General features: G+C 69.7%; 15 protein-coding genes and 1 pseudogene. 7 read left to right on the top strand and 9 right to left on the bottom strand.

Annotated features, from left to right (window positions below; translation table 11 throughout):
- Window positions 1-87: 87 nt before the first annotated feature.
- Window positions 88-780 (bottom strand): hypothetical protein, encoded by a 693-nt coding sequence (locus B207_RS0104180; RefSeq protein WP_018635259.1) that lies wholly within the window; start codon window positions 778-780, stop codon window positions 88-90.
- A 436-nt stretch (window positions 781-1,216) separates the two neighbouring features.
- Between B207_RS0104180 and B207_RS39475 the strand changes: the two genes are divergently transcribed.
- Complete coding sequence (locus B207_RS39475; protein WP_154675130.1) at window positions 1,217-1,387, top strand: hypothetical protein; 171 nt, start codon at window positions 1,217-1,219, stop codon at window positions 1,385-1,387.
- On the opposite strand, the gene B207_RS0104170 is transcribed toward B207_RS39475, so the two are convergent.
- Complete coding sequence (locus B207_RS0104170; RefSeq protein WP_026310658.1) at window positions 1,380-2,516, bottom strand: Fic family protein; 1,137 nt, start codon at window positions 2,514-2,516, stop codon at window positions 1,380-1,382. The two genes, B207_RS39475 and B207_RS0104170, sit on opposite strands and share 8 nt — an antisense overlap.
- A gap of 303 nt (window positions 2,517-2,819) precedes the next feature.
- Between B207_RS0104170 and B207_RS40470 the strand changes: the two genes are divergently transcribed.
- Window positions 2,820-3,209 carry a hypothetical protein gene (locus B207_RS40470; RefSeq protein WP_018635256.1) on the top strand — a complete coding sequence of 130 codons (390 nt, stop codon included), beginning with the start codon at window positions 2,820-2,822 and terminating at the stop codon, window positions 3,207-3,209.
- Here B207_RS40470 and B207_RS0104160 read toward each other — a convergent pair.
- Window positions 3,146-3,607: a pyridoxamine 5'-phosphate oxidase family protein gene (locus B207_RS0104160; protein WP_018635255.1), complete on the bottom strand. Its 462-nt coding sequence runs from the start codon at window positions 3,605-3,607 to the stop codon at window positions 3,146-3,148. The two genes, B207_RS40470 and B207_RS0104160, sit on opposite strands and share 64 nt — an antisense overlap.
- Before the next feature lie 241 nt (window positions 3,608-3,848).
- Window positions 3,849-5,285: an FAD-binding oxidoreductase gene (locus B207_RS0104155; protein ID WP_018635254.1), complete on the bottom strand. Its 1,437-nt coding sequence runs from the start codon at window positions 5,283-5,285 to the stop codon at window positions 3,849-3,851.
- Between the two features lie 523 nt (window positions 5,286-5,808).
- Between B207_RS0104155 and B207_RS32435 the strand changes: the two genes are divergently transcribed.
- Both B207_RS32435 and B207_RS32430 read left to right on the top strand, forming a co-directional pair.
- Complete coding sequence (locus B207_RS32435; RefSeq protein ID WP_230204827.1) at window positions 5,809-7,293, top strand: wax ester/triacylglycerol synthase domain-containing protein; 1,485 nt, start codon at window positions 5,809-5,811, stop codon at window positions 7,291-7,293.
- Between the two features lie 273 nt (window positions 7,294-7,566).
- Complete coding sequence (locus B207_RS32430) at window positions 7,567-8,022, top strand: hypothetical protein (RefSeq protein WP_018635252.1); 456 nt, start codon at window positions 7,567-7,569, stop codon at window positions 8,020-8,022.
- Window positions 8,023-8,068: 46 nt separating this feature from the next.
- Here B207_RS32430 and B207_RS0104140 read toward each other — a convergent pair whose 3' ends face one another.
- Window positions 8,069-9,340: an FAD-binding protein gene (locus tag B207_RS0104140; protein WP_018635251.1), complete on the bottom strand. Its 1,272-nt coding sequence runs from the start codon at window positions 9,338-9,340 to the stop codon at window positions 8,069-8,071.
- Between the two features lie 176 nt (window positions 9,341-9,516).
- Window positions 9,517-10,263: pseudogene (locus B207_RS32425) on the bottom strand (YhjD/YihY/BrkB family envelope integrity protein); the annotation flags it as partial.
- Between B207_RS32425 and B207_RS41060 the strand changes: the two are divergent.
- Window positions 10,157-10,882: a siderophore-interacting protein gene (locus tag B207_RS41060; RefSeq protein ID WP_084691989.1), complete on the top strand. Its 726-nt coding sequence runs from the start codon at window positions 10,157-10,159 to the stop codon at window positions 10,880-10,882. The pseudogene B207_RS32425 and the gene B207_RS41060 overlap by 107 nt on opposite strands.
- Before the next feature lie 26 nt (window positions 10,883-10,908).
- On the opposite strand, the gene B207_RS0104125 is transcribed toward B207_RS41060, so the two are convergent.
- From B207_RS0104125 to B207_RS0104115, 3 genes are all read right to left on the bottom strand, one after another.
- Window positions 10,909-11,589: a potassium channel family protein gene (locus B207_RS0104125; RefSeq protein ID WP_018635248.1), complete on the bottom strand. Its 681-nt coding sequence runs from the start codon at window positions 11,587-11,589 to the stop codon at window positions 10,909-10,911.
- 94 nt (window positions 11,590-11,683) lie between these two features.
- Window positions 11,684-12,988, bottom strand: a complete 1,305-nt coding sequence (locus tag B207_RS0104120) for a TrkH family potassium uptake protein (protein ID WP_018635247.1) — start codon at window positions 12,986-12,988, stop codon at window positions 11,684-11,686.
- A gap of 128 nt (window positions 12,989-13,116) precedes the next feature.
- Window positions 13,117-13,791: a TetR/AcrR family transcriptional regulator gene (locus tag B207_RS0104115; protein ID WP_018635246.1), complete on the bottom strand. Its 675-nt coding sequence runs from the start codon at window positions 13,789-13,791 to the stop codon at window positions 13,117-13,119.
- A 56-nt stretch (window positions 13,792-13,847) separates the two neighbouring features.
- Between B207_RS0104115 and B207_RS0104110 the strand changes: the two genes are divergently transcribed.
- Both B207_RS0104110 and B207_RS41055 read left to right on the top strand, forming a co-directional pair.
- The gene (locus B207_RS0104110; RefSeq protein WP_018635245.1) at window positions 13,848-14,231 is read left to right on the top strand and encodes a VOC family protein; all 384 of its coding nucleotides are present in this window, start codon (window positions 13,848-13,850) and stop codon (window positions 14,229-14,231) included.
- Between the two features lie 7 nt (window positions 14,232-14,238).
- A complete protein-coding gene (locus B207_RS41055) occupies window positions 14,239-14,517 on the top strand; it encodes an alpha/beta fold hydrolase (protein WP_326828385.1) in 279 nt (92 codons plus the stop codon).
- The last annotated feature ends 5 nt before the right edge of the window (window positions 14,518-14,522 follow it).

Genomic DNA, 14,522 nt, shown 5'->3' with positions numbered 1-14,522 from the left:
GCATGTCTTTTTCCGGCCGGCACGGGGCACAGCCAGCGCCACCGCCACACCGGGACCGACCGACGGCATCACACCCACCGCCCACCGTCACCTCTGGATCTGCGGCCCTTCCCTGCCCTCGATCCAGGTCCAGTCCTTGTCGTTGTACCTTTGGATTCCCACGCGCGTGACCACCTCACGCAGCGCGTTCGAAGCGGGTAGGGCGAATTTTCTGCCGGACGACCCTTCCAGGTATCGAAGGATCTGCGTGTAGGCTTCGGAAAGCTTGTCGTAGCGCTTCCCCCTGACGCTGCCTATTACACTGGAGGCTGCTTCGTCAAGCTTGTCACGGGGGTCGTCGAATCGATTCTGAGGGCCCACGAAGAGGTTTCCGGGGATCCAGGCGTAGACGCCCATGAGATTGTCCCATCCAGTGGGACGCAACTTGGCTTCCGAGCCATGGCGAATCGCACCCGAATAGATCTTCGAGACCAGGTCGGCCGCCTGCAGCGCGTCGGCGCCGCCAAGCTTCCCGACGGGAGAGAGAACATCGACGTAAGTTCCTCCACTGATACCGCCTCGGAGGTGTGGGAGAAATTCGAGCTTCTCGATGTCCCTGCTCTCGACGAGCTTGTTCCAGAAGTCCCTGAGCTTGCTGTACGGCACTATATGGTGGTACGTGAGGCCGATCTTCTTCTTGGAGATCTCGACATCGTCGAGACCACGGAAAAAATGTTCAGGCCTGCCCTTCGGACCCAACTTCAGGTTGAACTCCTCCGGCGCCACGATGTCCCCCAACACAGCCGCGATCCGTCAGGACGAAACGCGGGACACGCGCCTCCGGCGCCGTTACCTGCTCCCAGGCAAGCGGCGGGACGGCGACGGTTCCCGTTGCACACAGAGGGGTTCGCCACGGGCACACAAGCCGCACCCGAGACGATCCACGAAAACCCGTCGAACAACAGATTAAGGAACCCCCATCCCGAAGGGGAGTCATTTGCGGAAAGTCACGCAAAGTTATCCCCGGGCCTTCCGGGCCGGCCGTGCCGGTCTTCGGCGGCCGAGCCGCGGCGGCGCGGGCACGGGTATTCCCGCCGAGCCCGTGAGCTGCGAAAGCAGCGAACTCCGACCCCGGCGGACGGGCCGCGTCGGCCGGGGTCGGAGTCAGTGGCTGGATCCTCCGACGGCGGCGGGTCGAACGGTGCGTAGAGGGGCGGGTGGGCCGATGTGCAGCAGGGTGGCTGGACGGGATCAGGTGCCGATCTTCCCGCCGCGCTTCCGGCGGATCACGACGGTCGCCGGCGACGGGGATGAGCGGACCCTCCGAATCGGCGGGATGTACTCGTGGAAGCTCACCCGATCACCAGTCGACGTCGGCCTGCGGATCGCCGGGTTACCTGTCAGCTGATGTATGGATTTCTCAGGGTCATGGGCGTGCGTGCGATGTCAAGCGCCGGCTGGGGGAAGCGGGGGCCTGCCGTGTAGTAGCGGGCTCGGGTTCGCCCGACCGGTTCCAGGACCTGTGCGGTGGTGAGGTCGCGGAGGTCGCGTTGCGCCTGTTGCAGGCTCAGGCTCTCGGCCTGCTCGTAGCGTGAGCGACGGACGCGCCCAGCCATGGCCACGTCGTGCAGGGCCGTGACCACGCGCTCGTCCAGACCGGTGGTCTCGGCGAACTCGGAGAGTGCGCGCCATACTCGCCCGGAGCGGTCGAGCCGGCCCGCAACGGTCTGGGCCTGCTGGTGGTAGGCGGTCAGGTTGAACCTGATCCAGCTGGAGACGTCCTGGTCGGGAAGGTACGTCGGGCCCCGGTCGGCGAGTTCGCGGTAGTACTCCCAGGTGTTGCCGGGGCGGCCGAGCCACGCCTCGACGGACGAGAACTCCGGGGCCAGAACACCTTCGCGGGCAATCATGAGCGTCTGCAGCGAACGGGACATCCGGCCGTTCCCGTCGGCCCAGGGGTGGATGGACACCAGGTGCAGATGTGCCATCGCCGCCCGCACCAGCAGGTGGGTGTCGTCGTCGGTGCTGAGCCAGTCGACGAGTTCCTCCATCAGCACCGGGACGGAATCGGCGCCCGGGGCCGTGTAGGCCGCGATGCTGGGATCGCGGGCGTCGGTGACGTAGACGGGGCCGCGGCGCCACTGCCCGGCCGGCCTACGCCCGGTGTGACGGTGGCCCTGCAACATCCAGTGCAACCCGTTGAGCAGGCCTTTGCTGTAGCTGAAGTCCTCGGCGTCGTGGAGGGTCTGGACGTACGTCATCATCCGCTGATAGGCGAGAGTCTCCTCCCGGTTCTCGTCCGAGACCTCGACATCGCGCTCACCGGCCATCAGATCCTCGACGTCGATCGTGGCCACCTTGAAACCCTCGATGGAGTTCGACGCCGCGACGGCATCGGCGGTCAGGAACTTCCGGAGCCCTTCAGTCCATTTCGCCGGCGTGGACCCGATCTGGTGCCGCAACCCGCCCCGCATGCCATCGATCTCCCTGAGCACCTGATCGTCGGCAGGCTTGAGAGCGGGAGTGGGGAACAACATACATCGACGATAGATTGACGTAGTCATAACGTCAAGATCCCGTCCTGGCCAGGATCCGCGCCCCCCACCTGCAGGTTCAGGTTCGCATTAGTGCTGGTTGGGTGCACAAACCATCGTTGACCCGCACTGGACCCGACCGCGCATGGCCGACCTCGTGAGGGTCTGGACCCCTCTGGGGACTGTCGACGCCACCGCCGATCCGGGTCACGACCCCGGCGTACATCATCTCGGCGGCGGCCAGGCCGAACGGGCTGATGCCGGGCTGCAGCGGCAGGTCCGTGACCGAGGCTCGCCGGTGTCCTGGTGGCGACCGCGATCCGCATGGTGGAGACCGACGCCGTCCGGGCCCTGGCCCGTGCCGGACGCGGTGAACTGGCCGTGATGGTACTGACGGGCGCGGTGACACTGGTGGTCGACCTCGTCGTGGCCGTTGCCGTGGGGCTGGCCCTCGCCGGGGCGCTGGCACTTCGCCGGGTCGCCGGCACCGCGCGGGTGGAGCACCTTCCGTTCGAGGCTGCCCAGCGATGGCCTCGGCGGCTTCGGCAGCCGGTGACTCCAGCCGGTGACTCCCTGATGCTCGCAGTCGTTCGAGGCCCGCGGCCGGCTCGCCAGCGCGGCCGGGTCGAAGGTCAGCTTTCCGAGCGCACGACCGCCCGCCCGGTCACCGACCGCGGGACGATCCGGATCCAGTAGGGCCGCTCGATGACGTCCGCCCAGGGCTCCAGGCCCAGGCGCTCCAGTGCCGCGGTCTGGGCACCTTCGACGACGGCCCTGGCCGCACCGGTGACCAGGACGCTCCACCCCGCCTTGGTCACCGGGTCGAAGCAGTCGGCCTGGAAGGAGACCAGGTCATGGTTCACCGCCGCCGACAGCTTGGAGCCGACGGCCGACCGGAAGACCACACTGTTGCCGTCCATCGCGTGGTTGACGGTCAGCAGGACCACCTCGCCGTCCGATACGAAGGCCACCCGGCCCACCGGCACCGTCCCCAGCAGCCGGATGCACACATCGAACGGCAGCACGGCGAGGCCGGCGTGATCAAGTGCGAACTCCTCGGAGTCGATCAGTTTCTGCAGCGACAACGGGTCCACGGCTACTCCTCGATCTGACCGGCGGAAACCGACCCGCCGACCATGCCGCCGGCGGCCACCCGCGTGCCCCGTCCTGTTCTTCGACATCTCACGCTGGCGCACAGACCGTATCGTCACGGTGTCGGCCGCGCGGGCACGATGCCGCGCCCGGTGGGCCTCGGCGCGCATGCGGCCCTGAAGGCAGCAGAGGATCAGACCGCACGCCACCGGTCATGGCGTCCGTCAGCCCCAATGCGTCGACTCAGCCCTTGGCGGGAGGGATGTTGGGGTTGAGCCGGAAGCGGTTTTCCGGGTCGTAGCTGCGTTTGACCTGCCGAAGACGCTCGACGTTGCGTCCCCAGGCCCGTGCCCGGTCGGCGTCGTCGAGATCGGCGTCGCCGCCGAAGTTGAGGTAGGTGCCCGACGCGGCCCGCAGCGTGACGGCCTCGTCGTAGGCCTCGCGCACCCAACGGATGTTCGCGGCGTTGTCGGCCGGGTCCAGCCAGTTTCCGTCGAGGCTCAGCATGTGTCGGGCGCTGCGATCGCCGAACGCGGTTTCCGCCGCCCCGACCCGCGACATGGCGCCTCCCAGGAGAGGCATGTGCACCATGGTCATCGGGTGCGGGCGGTCCTGGCCGACGCGGACCACGAACGCGGTCACCTCCTCGTCGAGTCGGTCCAGGTAGACGGACTTCCAGTAACTCTGCAGCCCGCCCTTCGGGAAGAAGGGGTCGAAGGAGGACTGCGCTGTCCGGTACGGCAGGGCCTGGCTCATGTCAGCGAGCGGCGAGCCGAACTCGGCAAGCGCCCGACACGCCCGCCGGCCCTTGTCCGGGTCGCCCGCGTACAGGGCGGCCGCGATGAACACGTCGCGGTTGTGTACAGCGGGCGGGAGTGCCGGCACCGCCGGCAGCGACCACAGCAGGGCACGGCCGGTGACCTCTTCGGGGACGGTGGACGTCCAGTCCTGCCAGCGGGGAAGCACCTCGGCAGCGGCGTCGATCGGGTAGACGACCACGCTGTTCCAGACCACCGGGCCGAGCGGATACGCCTCGAACTCGAAGGTCACCACCACGCCGAAGTTGCCGCCCCCGCCGCGCAGCGCCCAGAACAGGTCCTCGTGCTCGGAGGTGCTGCACCGCACGACCTCGCCGCTGGCCGTGACGACCTCGGCCGCACGCAGCGCGTCGCAGGCCAGCCCGTACCTGCGGTGCAACCAGCCGATCCCGCCACCGAGCGTCAGACCAGCCACACCCGTGGTCGACACTATTCCCCCGGGTACCGCGAGCCCGTGCAGTTGCGTCTCACGGTCGACGTCACCCCAGGTCGCGCCACCTGCCACCCGCACACGCCGCTGTTCCGGGTCGACCCAGACACCCCGCATCCCCGACAGATCGATCATCAGGCTGTCGTCGGCCGTGGAGGCCCCGGCGATGCTGTGGCCGCCGCCGCGGACGGCGACGAGCAGGTCCCGCGTTGCGGCGAGACGGACGGCGTCAACGACGTCGGCGGCGCCGGTACACCGGATGATCAGACCCGGTCTGCGGTCGAGCATGGCGTTCTGGATGACTCGCGCGTCGTCGTACCCGACGTCGCCCGAGGTCAGAACCTGCCCGTGGAAGATCGTACGGATCTCCTCGACCGTCTCGTCCGAGAGCGTCTGGCGCTGGCCTCCCAGTGTGAGCACCTGTGCCGACATGAGCGCTCCTCCCCTTGTGCTCGCCGGTGTCCATCGGGTGGGCCCGGCCTGCCCCTCTCACCCCTACAGGGTCACGCCACCGCCAGATGGTCGCAAAACGTGCCCACATGACAACCATGCGTCGCCACGGGTGGTGGATCCGATGCCGGAGATCGGCGCCGGCCCGCCGACCCGCCGGTCGCTCCTCGGCCGTTCCTCGGCCGTTCCTCGGCCGCTCCCGGTGCCATCAGGCACGCTCCCGGCGGCCATCAGGCATCCGAGCGGATGCCAGCCAGAAAAACCGGGCCCAGGCCCTGGCGTTTCCCTGGTATTCCGGCGGCGACCCGCGCGTATGTTCGGCCCTGCCATTCGGCTTACGGGCCACCTCGCGCCCAATTTACCGCGACACGGCACAGCGTTTCGGACGTAATCACTTTTCTCATCCATCCAGGGAGCCGACTGTGACAATGTCGCAACGACTCATCGACGCCGGTCAGGGCGGCATACCATGACGCGCCCGGGTTTCTGGTGGCAGGCCTCGCGCGTGGACCAGGCACGTCACCCCTGCGAGGAAAGCGACGGGGCAGCGCAGACGCAGGAACGGAATGCGACACACAGCGGTTACCGCGCCGATGTTCCCGCCCGGCCACTCACCCCGACGGACGCGCTCGTACTCGGATACCAGCGAGCATTTCCCAGGACGCCACTCACGGTCGGCTACCTGCTGGTCGCCGACGGCCCCGCGCCCGAGGTCCAGGCGTTGCGCGAGCTGGTCGCGGACCGGGCACGCGACTTTCCTCCACTGACCCACCGGATCGCCTCGACAGGACGCGGCCGACTGGCCTGGGTGGCAGACGTCGGTTTCGACCCGGCCCGGCACGTCCACGAGTACCGGCTCCCCGCGGAACCGGGGCTCACCGGGCTGCGCGAGGCGGTGGGACGGCTGTCAGCGGTCGAGATCTCGTTGGATGCACCGCCGTGGCAACTCTGGCTGCTCCACGGCCCCCACCATGGCGGCTTCACCCTGCTGTACCGCGCCAGCCACGTGTGGATGGACGGGACGGCGCTGAACCTGGTGCTGGGAAAGCTGTTCGGCCTGTCCGGCCCGGGATCGGAGCGTGAACCTCCGCGGAGGTCGCCGGACCGTCGGCCCGGCCCTCGAGCTGTCTGCCGGGCCACCGCCCACTCACTCGGATGGCTCGCCCGGACGGCCACGATCGGCCCGCTCTCGGCGGCGCCCACGGGATACCCGCGCCACTTCTGGCTGGAGGTGGATCTGGCCAGGCTACGGGCGATCAGCCGCGCCCACGCGGTAACCGTGAACGACGTGTTCCTGGCGGCGCTCGCCGGCGCTCTGCGTGCCTGGCCACGCCTCGGCTCCGGCCAGTCCGGCCAGTCCGGCCCTGGCGCCGGCCGGGCTGGCCGGACTGGCCGGACTGGCCGGACTGGCCGGGGCCGGCTGCACGCCGCGATGCCGGTCAGCACTCGCCGGGCGGCCGAGCGGGACCACGTGAGCAACTACCTGACCACCGTGCGGATCGCGCTGCCTCACGATGAGGCGTCGGTCCACCGCCGCGTGGAGGCGATCCGCCGGCAGACCGTCCGGCACAAGCGGGGCGGGACTCCAGGCGTCGCGGAACGCCTCTTCCTCGGGGCGGTTCCCGCACCGTTGCGACCGGCCGCGCTGTCCACCGGGATCATGTCCCACATCTTCGCGCTGACCGCGTCCAACCCGGGTGGTCTGACCGGCCCGATGGAGATCCTCGGTCGACCGGTCATCGCCGCCCTGCCCACCCCTCCGCTCCCCGCAGGCCAGCGCCTGGCGGTCCTGCTCGGCGGGCTGGACGGTCAGGCGTGCATCGGTTTCACGATGGACGAGTCGGTGCGGGACGGGACACGGCTGCCGGAACTCGTCGAGGCCGAGCTGGGCGCGCTTGAAGCGGCGGCCGGCCTCCCCCACGATCGACGACTCATGGGCGGAACCGATCAGAACGCGAGCGTGCCGGCTCCTCCTTCGACGAGCCGGTGAACGGGTTGGACACCGACGGGACCCGTCGCATCTGCCGACGGTACTCAGCCGGCCAGCGGCCGGCACTGCTGCCGATCGTCATGTCTCCTCGGCTCTCCTCGGCGGTGAGGTTCTTCGCCCGACACTGCTCGCGCACCGCGACCAGACAGACAAGACTTTCCGCATGACGTCAACCGCCGACAGTCACGGGTCCGGATCCGAAGACCTTTCCGCCGACGTGCTCGCCGGTCAGGCCGCCTAGACAAGGCGCGGTGGCCCACCCCGAACCCAGCTGTGACGCTGGTGGACCTCAACCAGAATGCCCTGCGTACGGCCTCGGCCAGGATCAGGCGGTTCGCCCCGAGAACCGCGGTCCACAACGCACTCGAACCGGTGGGTGAGCTACCCGGTGCGCCGTTCGACTCGGTCGGCGTGAACTACCTGCTGCACTGCATGCCCGGTGACCTCGAAACCAAGACAGGCCGGCTGCTGACCTCGATCCGGCCGGCCATGTCGCCCCAGGCGGTGCTGTTCGGCTCGACCATCCTGGCCACCGCGGCGAAGCTGTCCAGGCCGGCACGGACATTGCTCGCCTTCTACAACCGGAAAGGCGTCTTTCACAACGTCGACGACCAGGCGGAAGCTCTGGACCGAGCACTCGGCGCGGCTTTCGCCAACCACCGGGTGGAGCTCGTCGGCGGGGTGGCGACGTTCGTCGCGTCCGACCCCAGTCCACGCGAACCGTCCTGATCGACCAGGCGCCGCACCCCGGTCAGGCGTCGTGCGTCTTACCTGATCACGCCAGGCCCAACGTGTTCGCCAGGAACGTGTTGCGGAAGACGCCGGTCGGGTCGCGGCGTCCGGCCAGCGCGGTGAAGTCCGCGGCTCGCGGGTAGGAGGCGCGGATGGTCTCCGGCGGCAGGGCGAAGATCTTTCCCCAGTGCGGGCGGGGCTCGAAGGGTGCCAGCTGGCGTTCCACCACGGCCACGGCGCGGGTGACGGCGGCTTCGGCCGGCCGCCAGGTGAAATGCAGGCTGATCGACTCACGGCTGTGGGTCGGGCTGAGCCACAGATCGTCGGAGGCGATCGAGCGCAGTTCGCTGACGTGCAGGGCTGGCCGGATCTGCTCGCCGATCTGGTGGATCGCCTCAACCGCCGCGGCGGCGCGGTCGCGGGAGACGAAGTACTCCGACTGCAGCTCGTTCCCGGCGCTGGGGGTGAAGCCTGACCGGAAGTGCGGCAGTCGTTCGTGCCACGGACCGGCAACGCCGAGCTGTTGCGTCGTGTGGATCGGGTCGAGGCCGGATACCGGGTGGACCGGATGGTCGAGTGCCCGGGCTCCGAACATCTCCGCCGGCGCCGGAACGGCCTCGTCGGTCGCCGCGACCCGTCGCTTCACCCACAGCAGGGACGACTCGGGGCGCCAGGTCGTGAAGACGCTGACGCTGTAGGCCGCGGCGAAGATGTCGTCGAGATGCTCCAGCAACGCGGCGCGTGTCAGGCCCTGGTAGACGTTCTGCCGGACACGGAATGCCGGCACGATGGCGAGCGTCACCGCCACCACCACCCCCAGCGCGCCGAGTGCGACGACGTGACCGGCGAAGTCGCCGTCCACGCCCCGGCGAACGGTGACGATGTCGCCGGAGGCGGTGACGAGATCGAGCGCGACGACGGAAGTCGCCAGATTCCCGTTGCGGTCACCGGAGCCGTGCGTCGCCGTCGCGCACGCACCGGCGACCGAGATGTGGGGCAGCGAGCCGAGGTTCCGCAACGCCCAGCCCCGCGCGTCCAGCTCGCGGGCGAGAGCACTGTAGCGGGTCCCGGCACTCACGGTGACCTCACGCGCGTCGGCGTCGACCCGGAACACGGCGGGCAGCCGGGCGGTCGAGATCAGCGTCCCCGCCGTGTCCGCGATCGTGTTGAACGAGTGATGCGTGCCGACAGGCCGGGCCCGACCGCAGCCGGCCGCGATCTCACAGAGCTCCTCGACGGACGTGGGCGCGACGCGCCGGCCTGCCCGGTAGACGATGTTCCCGGCCCAGTTGGTCTCGTCCGCGCCCTCGCACATCGTGCCTCCTCCGAGTTCCGCCGACAGGATTGTGTGCCAGCGGCCCTGACGCGCTTTCGGTGGCGGATGGATGGCACCAGGCGACGCAGGGACACCGACCCGCCGTCGTGCTCGCCGAGGCGCAGGGCGAGTCCGTACCCGACCAGGACGATGAGGTGGAGCAGGAAGAGCCAGAAGCCGACCGCGACGGCCGCCCCCACCGGCCGGAAACCACCGAACGGCAGACCGAGATCCAGGGTGAACGACAGGAAGAGCACGAAGCCCTGCACGAACCCGGCGACGAAGGATCCGGTTGCTCCCGCCGCGCACAGCGTCGCCGCCCAGGCCGGCCGGCCTGGGCCGACCACCCGGTAGACGAAGGTCAGGGTCGCGGTCAGTACCAGCCAGTCGACCGTGAACGCGACGACCACACCGAGGGCCGCCGACAGGCCGCTGTCGGCGAACAGCCGCGCCAGCACCGGTGTCACGAGCAGCACCGGGAGCAGCAGCACCGGCGCGGCGGCGAGAAGCGGCAGCACGCTGAGGCGGCCGCGCCATCCGACCAGATCCTCGCGCTGTCCGGCGAGCCGCACGAACGCCCGGCGCAGCCCTTCGCCATAGAACGTGGCCGGAACCGCCGCACCCGCCACGACCAGCGGCGACATCGTCGTCGCGGCCTGGAACGCCGTGTCGACAACCGCGGGCGCGCCCAGACCGCCGGGCAGGGCCTCGGCCAGCGAGCTGCCGAGCTCGTGGGCGCGCGCCTCGCCGAGTAACAGGCCGATCAGACTGATCGCGACCAGCACGCCCGGGACCAGCGCGATCGCGGCGTAGTAGGTGACTCCGGCGGATATCAGCGCGAGATCGTGGCCACGCAGGCCGTCGACGACCTCCCGGCCCAGTGCCACGAGCTGCCGGGCCACTCCTGTCGAGGCGCCTTCCATACCGACAGCGTCTCCGGCGGAACGCCGCCCCGCACCCTCCGATGCGGATTGCCGGCGACACGGACTCAGACGAACAGTCTGCGGCCGGGGTGCGCGGGAGTGGTCACGGTGGGCCTCCAGGTCGGTGGTGCGATGGATACGTCCCGATAGACAAGGTAGGTTATCTTTACCTAAAGTATCCGGCTCACGTCGGCCGGCACCTGCTCTTCCACTCCGACCGCGAGGAGACACGGCGTCGCTGGAGCGGACCCCGACCGGCGTGCCGGTCCACGTGTTCGTCGAGGTCGGCGGCAGCGACGAGGAGATCCCGCTCGACGCGCCGGCCGGCGCCGTCGTCACCTGGCTCCACCGCGGCCAGCGTCAGGTCGGCGAGCTGGCGGTCAGGGCCGTCGCCGCTCTCGACCTGCCGTCCGGCACCGGCCAGGCGTTCGTGCACGGCGAAGCCACCATGGTGAAGCAGCTGCGGCGCATTCTGCGGGTCGAGCGCGGGCTGACACCGCGGCAGCTGTCGATCTCCGGCTACTGGCGTCTCGGCGCGGACGAGGACGGCTGGCAGGAGTCCAAGGGCGAATGGAACCGCAGCGTGGAAGCCGAGGAACGAGTCGCGCTCGCCCGCTGACGTGTTGCCGAAGCCCGGCGAACGGGTCAGTGGGCGCGGGTCCCGGTCTCGGTGGCGAAGCGTTCGATGTGCTCGGTGCGGCCGGTGACGACGATCATGTCGTCGCGGTTGAGGGCGGTGGCCGACTCGGTCGGGCCGAACTCGCCGCCAGGTCGTTTCACCGCGACGACCGTCACGCCGAAGCGGCTGCGCAGTGCCAGGTCCCGCAGTGTGCTGCCACAGATCGACCGCGGGGCGCGCAGCTTGGCGATCGCGAACCCCTGGTCGAACTCGACGAAGTCGGTGAGCCGGCCGGAGAGCAGGTGGGCGACCCGCTCGCCGGCGTCGCGTTCGGGGTAGACGACGTGCGACGCGCCGATCCGCTCCAGAATCCGGCCATGCTGACGGGTGATCGCCTTCGCCCAGACCTCGGTCACGCCCAGGTCGAGCAGCACGCCGGTGGCCAGCAGGCTCGCCTCGATGCCGGTGCCGATGGCGACGACCGCCCGTTCGAAACCGTCAGCACCGAGCTGGCGGAGCGCCGCCTCGTTCGTCGCGTCTGCCTCGACGACGTGCGTCAGCGTTCCCGACCACTCCTGGACGAGCTCACGGTTCTCGTCGACGGCCACCACGTGCTGGCCCTGGCGTTGCAGTGCCTCGGCGAGCGTGCCCCCGAACCGCCCCAGCCCGATGATCAGCACGGCGTTCGGATGCCTGTCCCGCCCCACCCTTCGTCACCCCACTCCTGCTCGTAGTAGCCCGGTTCGCAGGTAGCCCGGCCAGGTCGGTCAGGGCCCGGCCAGGTCGGTCAGGGCCCGGCCGTCACCCGACGATCGGGCGTTCCTCGGGCAGCCGGTAGAGCCGGCGCCGTTCCCTCAGGGCCAGCGCCGAGGCCAGGGTAATGGGACCGATGCGGCCGACGAGCATGAGGACGACGAGCACGTACTGGCCGAACGCCGGCAGCTGCGCGGTGATCCCGGTGCTGAGCCCGACCGTGCCGAAGGCCGACGTGACCTCGAAGAGGACCTGATCGAGAGAGTGGTCGCTGACGGTCAGGATGCTCAGCGTCCCGAGGACGACGATCGCGATCCCGAGCAGGGCCACCGCGATGGCCTGGCGCAGCGCCGTGTGGGGGACCTGCCGGCCGAACGCGTCGACGGTCTCGTCACCGCGCGCCTCCGCGATGATCGCGAAAAAGAGAATCATGAACGTGGTGACCTTGATGCCGCCGGCCGTGCTGGCGCTGCCGCCGCCGATGAACATCAGCACGTCGGTGACGATTAGGGTGGCCGGATCGGCCTGGCCGTAGTCGATCGCGTTGAAGCCGGCGGTACGCGCCGTGACACTCCCGAAGAAGCCGTTCAGCACTTTCCCGGGGTAGCCCAGCGGGCCGAGCGTCGCCGGGTTCCGCCATTCCAGCGCCGCGACGGCGACCGCTCCGCCGACCAGCAGGATCCCGTAGCCGAGCAAGGTCATCCTGGTGTGCGTCGACCAGGCCCCCGGAGTGCGCAGTTCGTGGCGCAACTCGAAGAGCACCGGGAAGCCGAGACCACCGAGGATCGCCGCGAGACCGATCGCGAGAATGATGACCGGGTCGGTCGCGAACCCCATGAGATTGTCCGGGTAGAGCGCGTAGCCGGCGTTGTTGAACGCCGTGATCGAATGGAAGACCCCGAGATAGGCGGCCCGGCCGACCGGCTCGTCATAACCGGACCACAGGCGTCCGAACAGGACGAGCGCGGTCACCGCCTCGATGGAGAAGGTGGTCGCGGCGACCCCGCGCAGCACCCGCCGGACATCGCCCGGCCCCAGAGACCGGGTCTCGGCCGCGGTGAGCACCTGGATCCGCAGCCCGAGCCGGCGCGAGACCAGCAGCCCCAGCAGGGATGCCGACGTCATGAACCCGAGGCCGCCGAGCGCGACGGCGGTCATCACCACGACCTCGCCGAAAGCCGACCAGTGGGTCGATGTGTCGACGATGGCCAGCGCCCCGCTGGAAGCGCCGGTAGCGGTGAACAGCGCCTCCCGGAAAGTGGTGTCCACACCGGGTTCCGCGGCGACCGGCAGCAGCAGGAGGACGGTCGCGGCGGCGACCGTCGCCAGGAATCCGAGTACGACGAGCTTCACGGGATGGCTCAGCCGAACGGCGATCTGATGCAGCCGACGGCTACCCCGCCGTGCGCGCCGTTCCGGCCGGGTCAGCGACGCTCCGTCCCCGTGGGGCGCAGGTTCGCTGTCAGTACCGGTTGGGCGTTTCAGCCAGCCGATCCTTCCGTCCCGTCGAGCAGGGCCCGGACCAGGAGCGTGGTCGTGGTCCGCTGCCAGCGTTCGGGCGCCCAGCCGAGGGGGCCGGTGGCGACGATGTAGTTCTCGGCGCTGGTGATCAGGAAGGCAAGTTCGGCGGCGTCCTCGACGGTGAGTCCGGGGCGCAGGGCCGTGCGGTCGGCGAGCAGGCCGGCGAGGGCGCGGAACGCGGTGCGGCGCTGGTTCTCGTTCACGTTCCACTGCGCCGCGAGGTCCGGGTCGGTGCCGACGGTGCCGCGGACGACGGCGAGCAGCGGCGCCACCCGCTCCATGATCTCGCGACCACCGGCCGTCCAGAGCTCGATCACCCGGACCGGGTCGGGTTCGGCGGCCATCTCCTCGAGCCACGGGCGGTCAAGGAGTGCGACCGGTTCGTCGTCGCCGACGGCGGCCACGTCGAGCGCCTCCTTGAGCAGTGTCGCCTTGTTCCCGAAGTGGAAGTAGACGGTCTGCACGGCGACGCCCGCGCGCCCCGCGACCTGGTCGAGCGTCGTCGCTCCATAGCCCTGGCCGAGGAACAGGTCCGCCGCCGCGGCGATGATCCGCCGCCTGGTGAGCCTGGTCTTCTCGGCCCGGCTCGGCTTGTCCCTGACCCGACTCTGCTCGTCCTTGACGACATCACCCACTCGCTAGAGACTACTCCAATGAGTCACTAGAGTTGACTCTAACCAAAGGAGAGAGCATGCCTGACCTCGCACCGATCCACCACGTGAAGATCCCGGTCAGCGACGTCCGCGCCAGCCGCGACTGGTACCGGCAGGTATTCGACCTCGAGGTGGCGATCGAGTTCACCGAGGACGGCGAGCTCCGCGGCGTCGCCCTCAAGGCCCCGGACGGCACCACCCAGATCGCGCTCCGGCAGGATCCCGAGCGCGCCGCCGCCCTCGCCGGCTTCGACCTCGTCGCACTCGGCGTGCCGACCCGCGACGGCATCCACGCCTGGGCCGACCACCTGGTCGCCCTGGACCAGAAACACGGCGGCATCGTCACCGGCCACCACGGCGGCACCGTTCTCGTCGGCCTCCACGACCCCGACGGCATCGAGATCCGCCTCTACGCCGACTGACCAGCCGATCCGAATCCGCGTCACCCGCACCGGGTACTCCGACCCCGCGCCCGCCGAGCCGCTGTCGGTGGCCGCCCACGCCGCCGAGTCCGCGGATCTGCTGCGCCGCCTCGGGATCGAGCGGGCCCGGGTGCTCGCGCACTCCTCCGGCTGCGTGTTCGCGCTACAGCTGGCGCTCGACCACCCGGAACTGGTCGACCACCTCGCCACGATGCTCCCCGACACCCGCACCACCATCGTCCCCGGCGAGAACCACCTGCTCCCGTTGCATGACAGTGCTGGATAGCGCTG

This window comes from Parafrankia elaeagni (assembly GCF_000374165.1).
GTDB classification, from domain to species: domain Bacteria; phylum Actinomycetota; class Actinomycetes; order Frankiales; family Frankiaceae; genus Parafrankia; species Parafrankia elaeagni.
Note: the sequence above shows the minus strand (reverse complement) of the source record. Positions and strands in the feature narration are given on the sequence as shown.

Bases quoted from the DNA above. Each gene is read 5' to 3' on its own strand.
- B207_RS0104140 (WP_018635251.1), bottom strand. From the start codon at position 9,340: ATGTGCGAGGGCGCGGACGAGACCAACTGGGCCGGGAACATCGTCTAC.
- B207_RS0104155 (WP_018635254.1), bottom strand. From the start codon at position 5,285: ATGTCGGCACAGGTGCTCACACTGGGAGGCCAGCGCCAGACGCTCTCG.
- B207_RS0104110 (WP_018635245.1), top strand. From the start codon at position 13,848: ATGCCTGACCTCGCACCGATCCACCACGTGAAGATCCCGGTCAGCGAC.
- B207_RS0104170 (WP_026310658.1), bottom strand. From the start codon at position 2,516: ATGTTGTTCCCCACTCCCGCTCTCAAGCCTGCCGACGATCAGGTGCTC.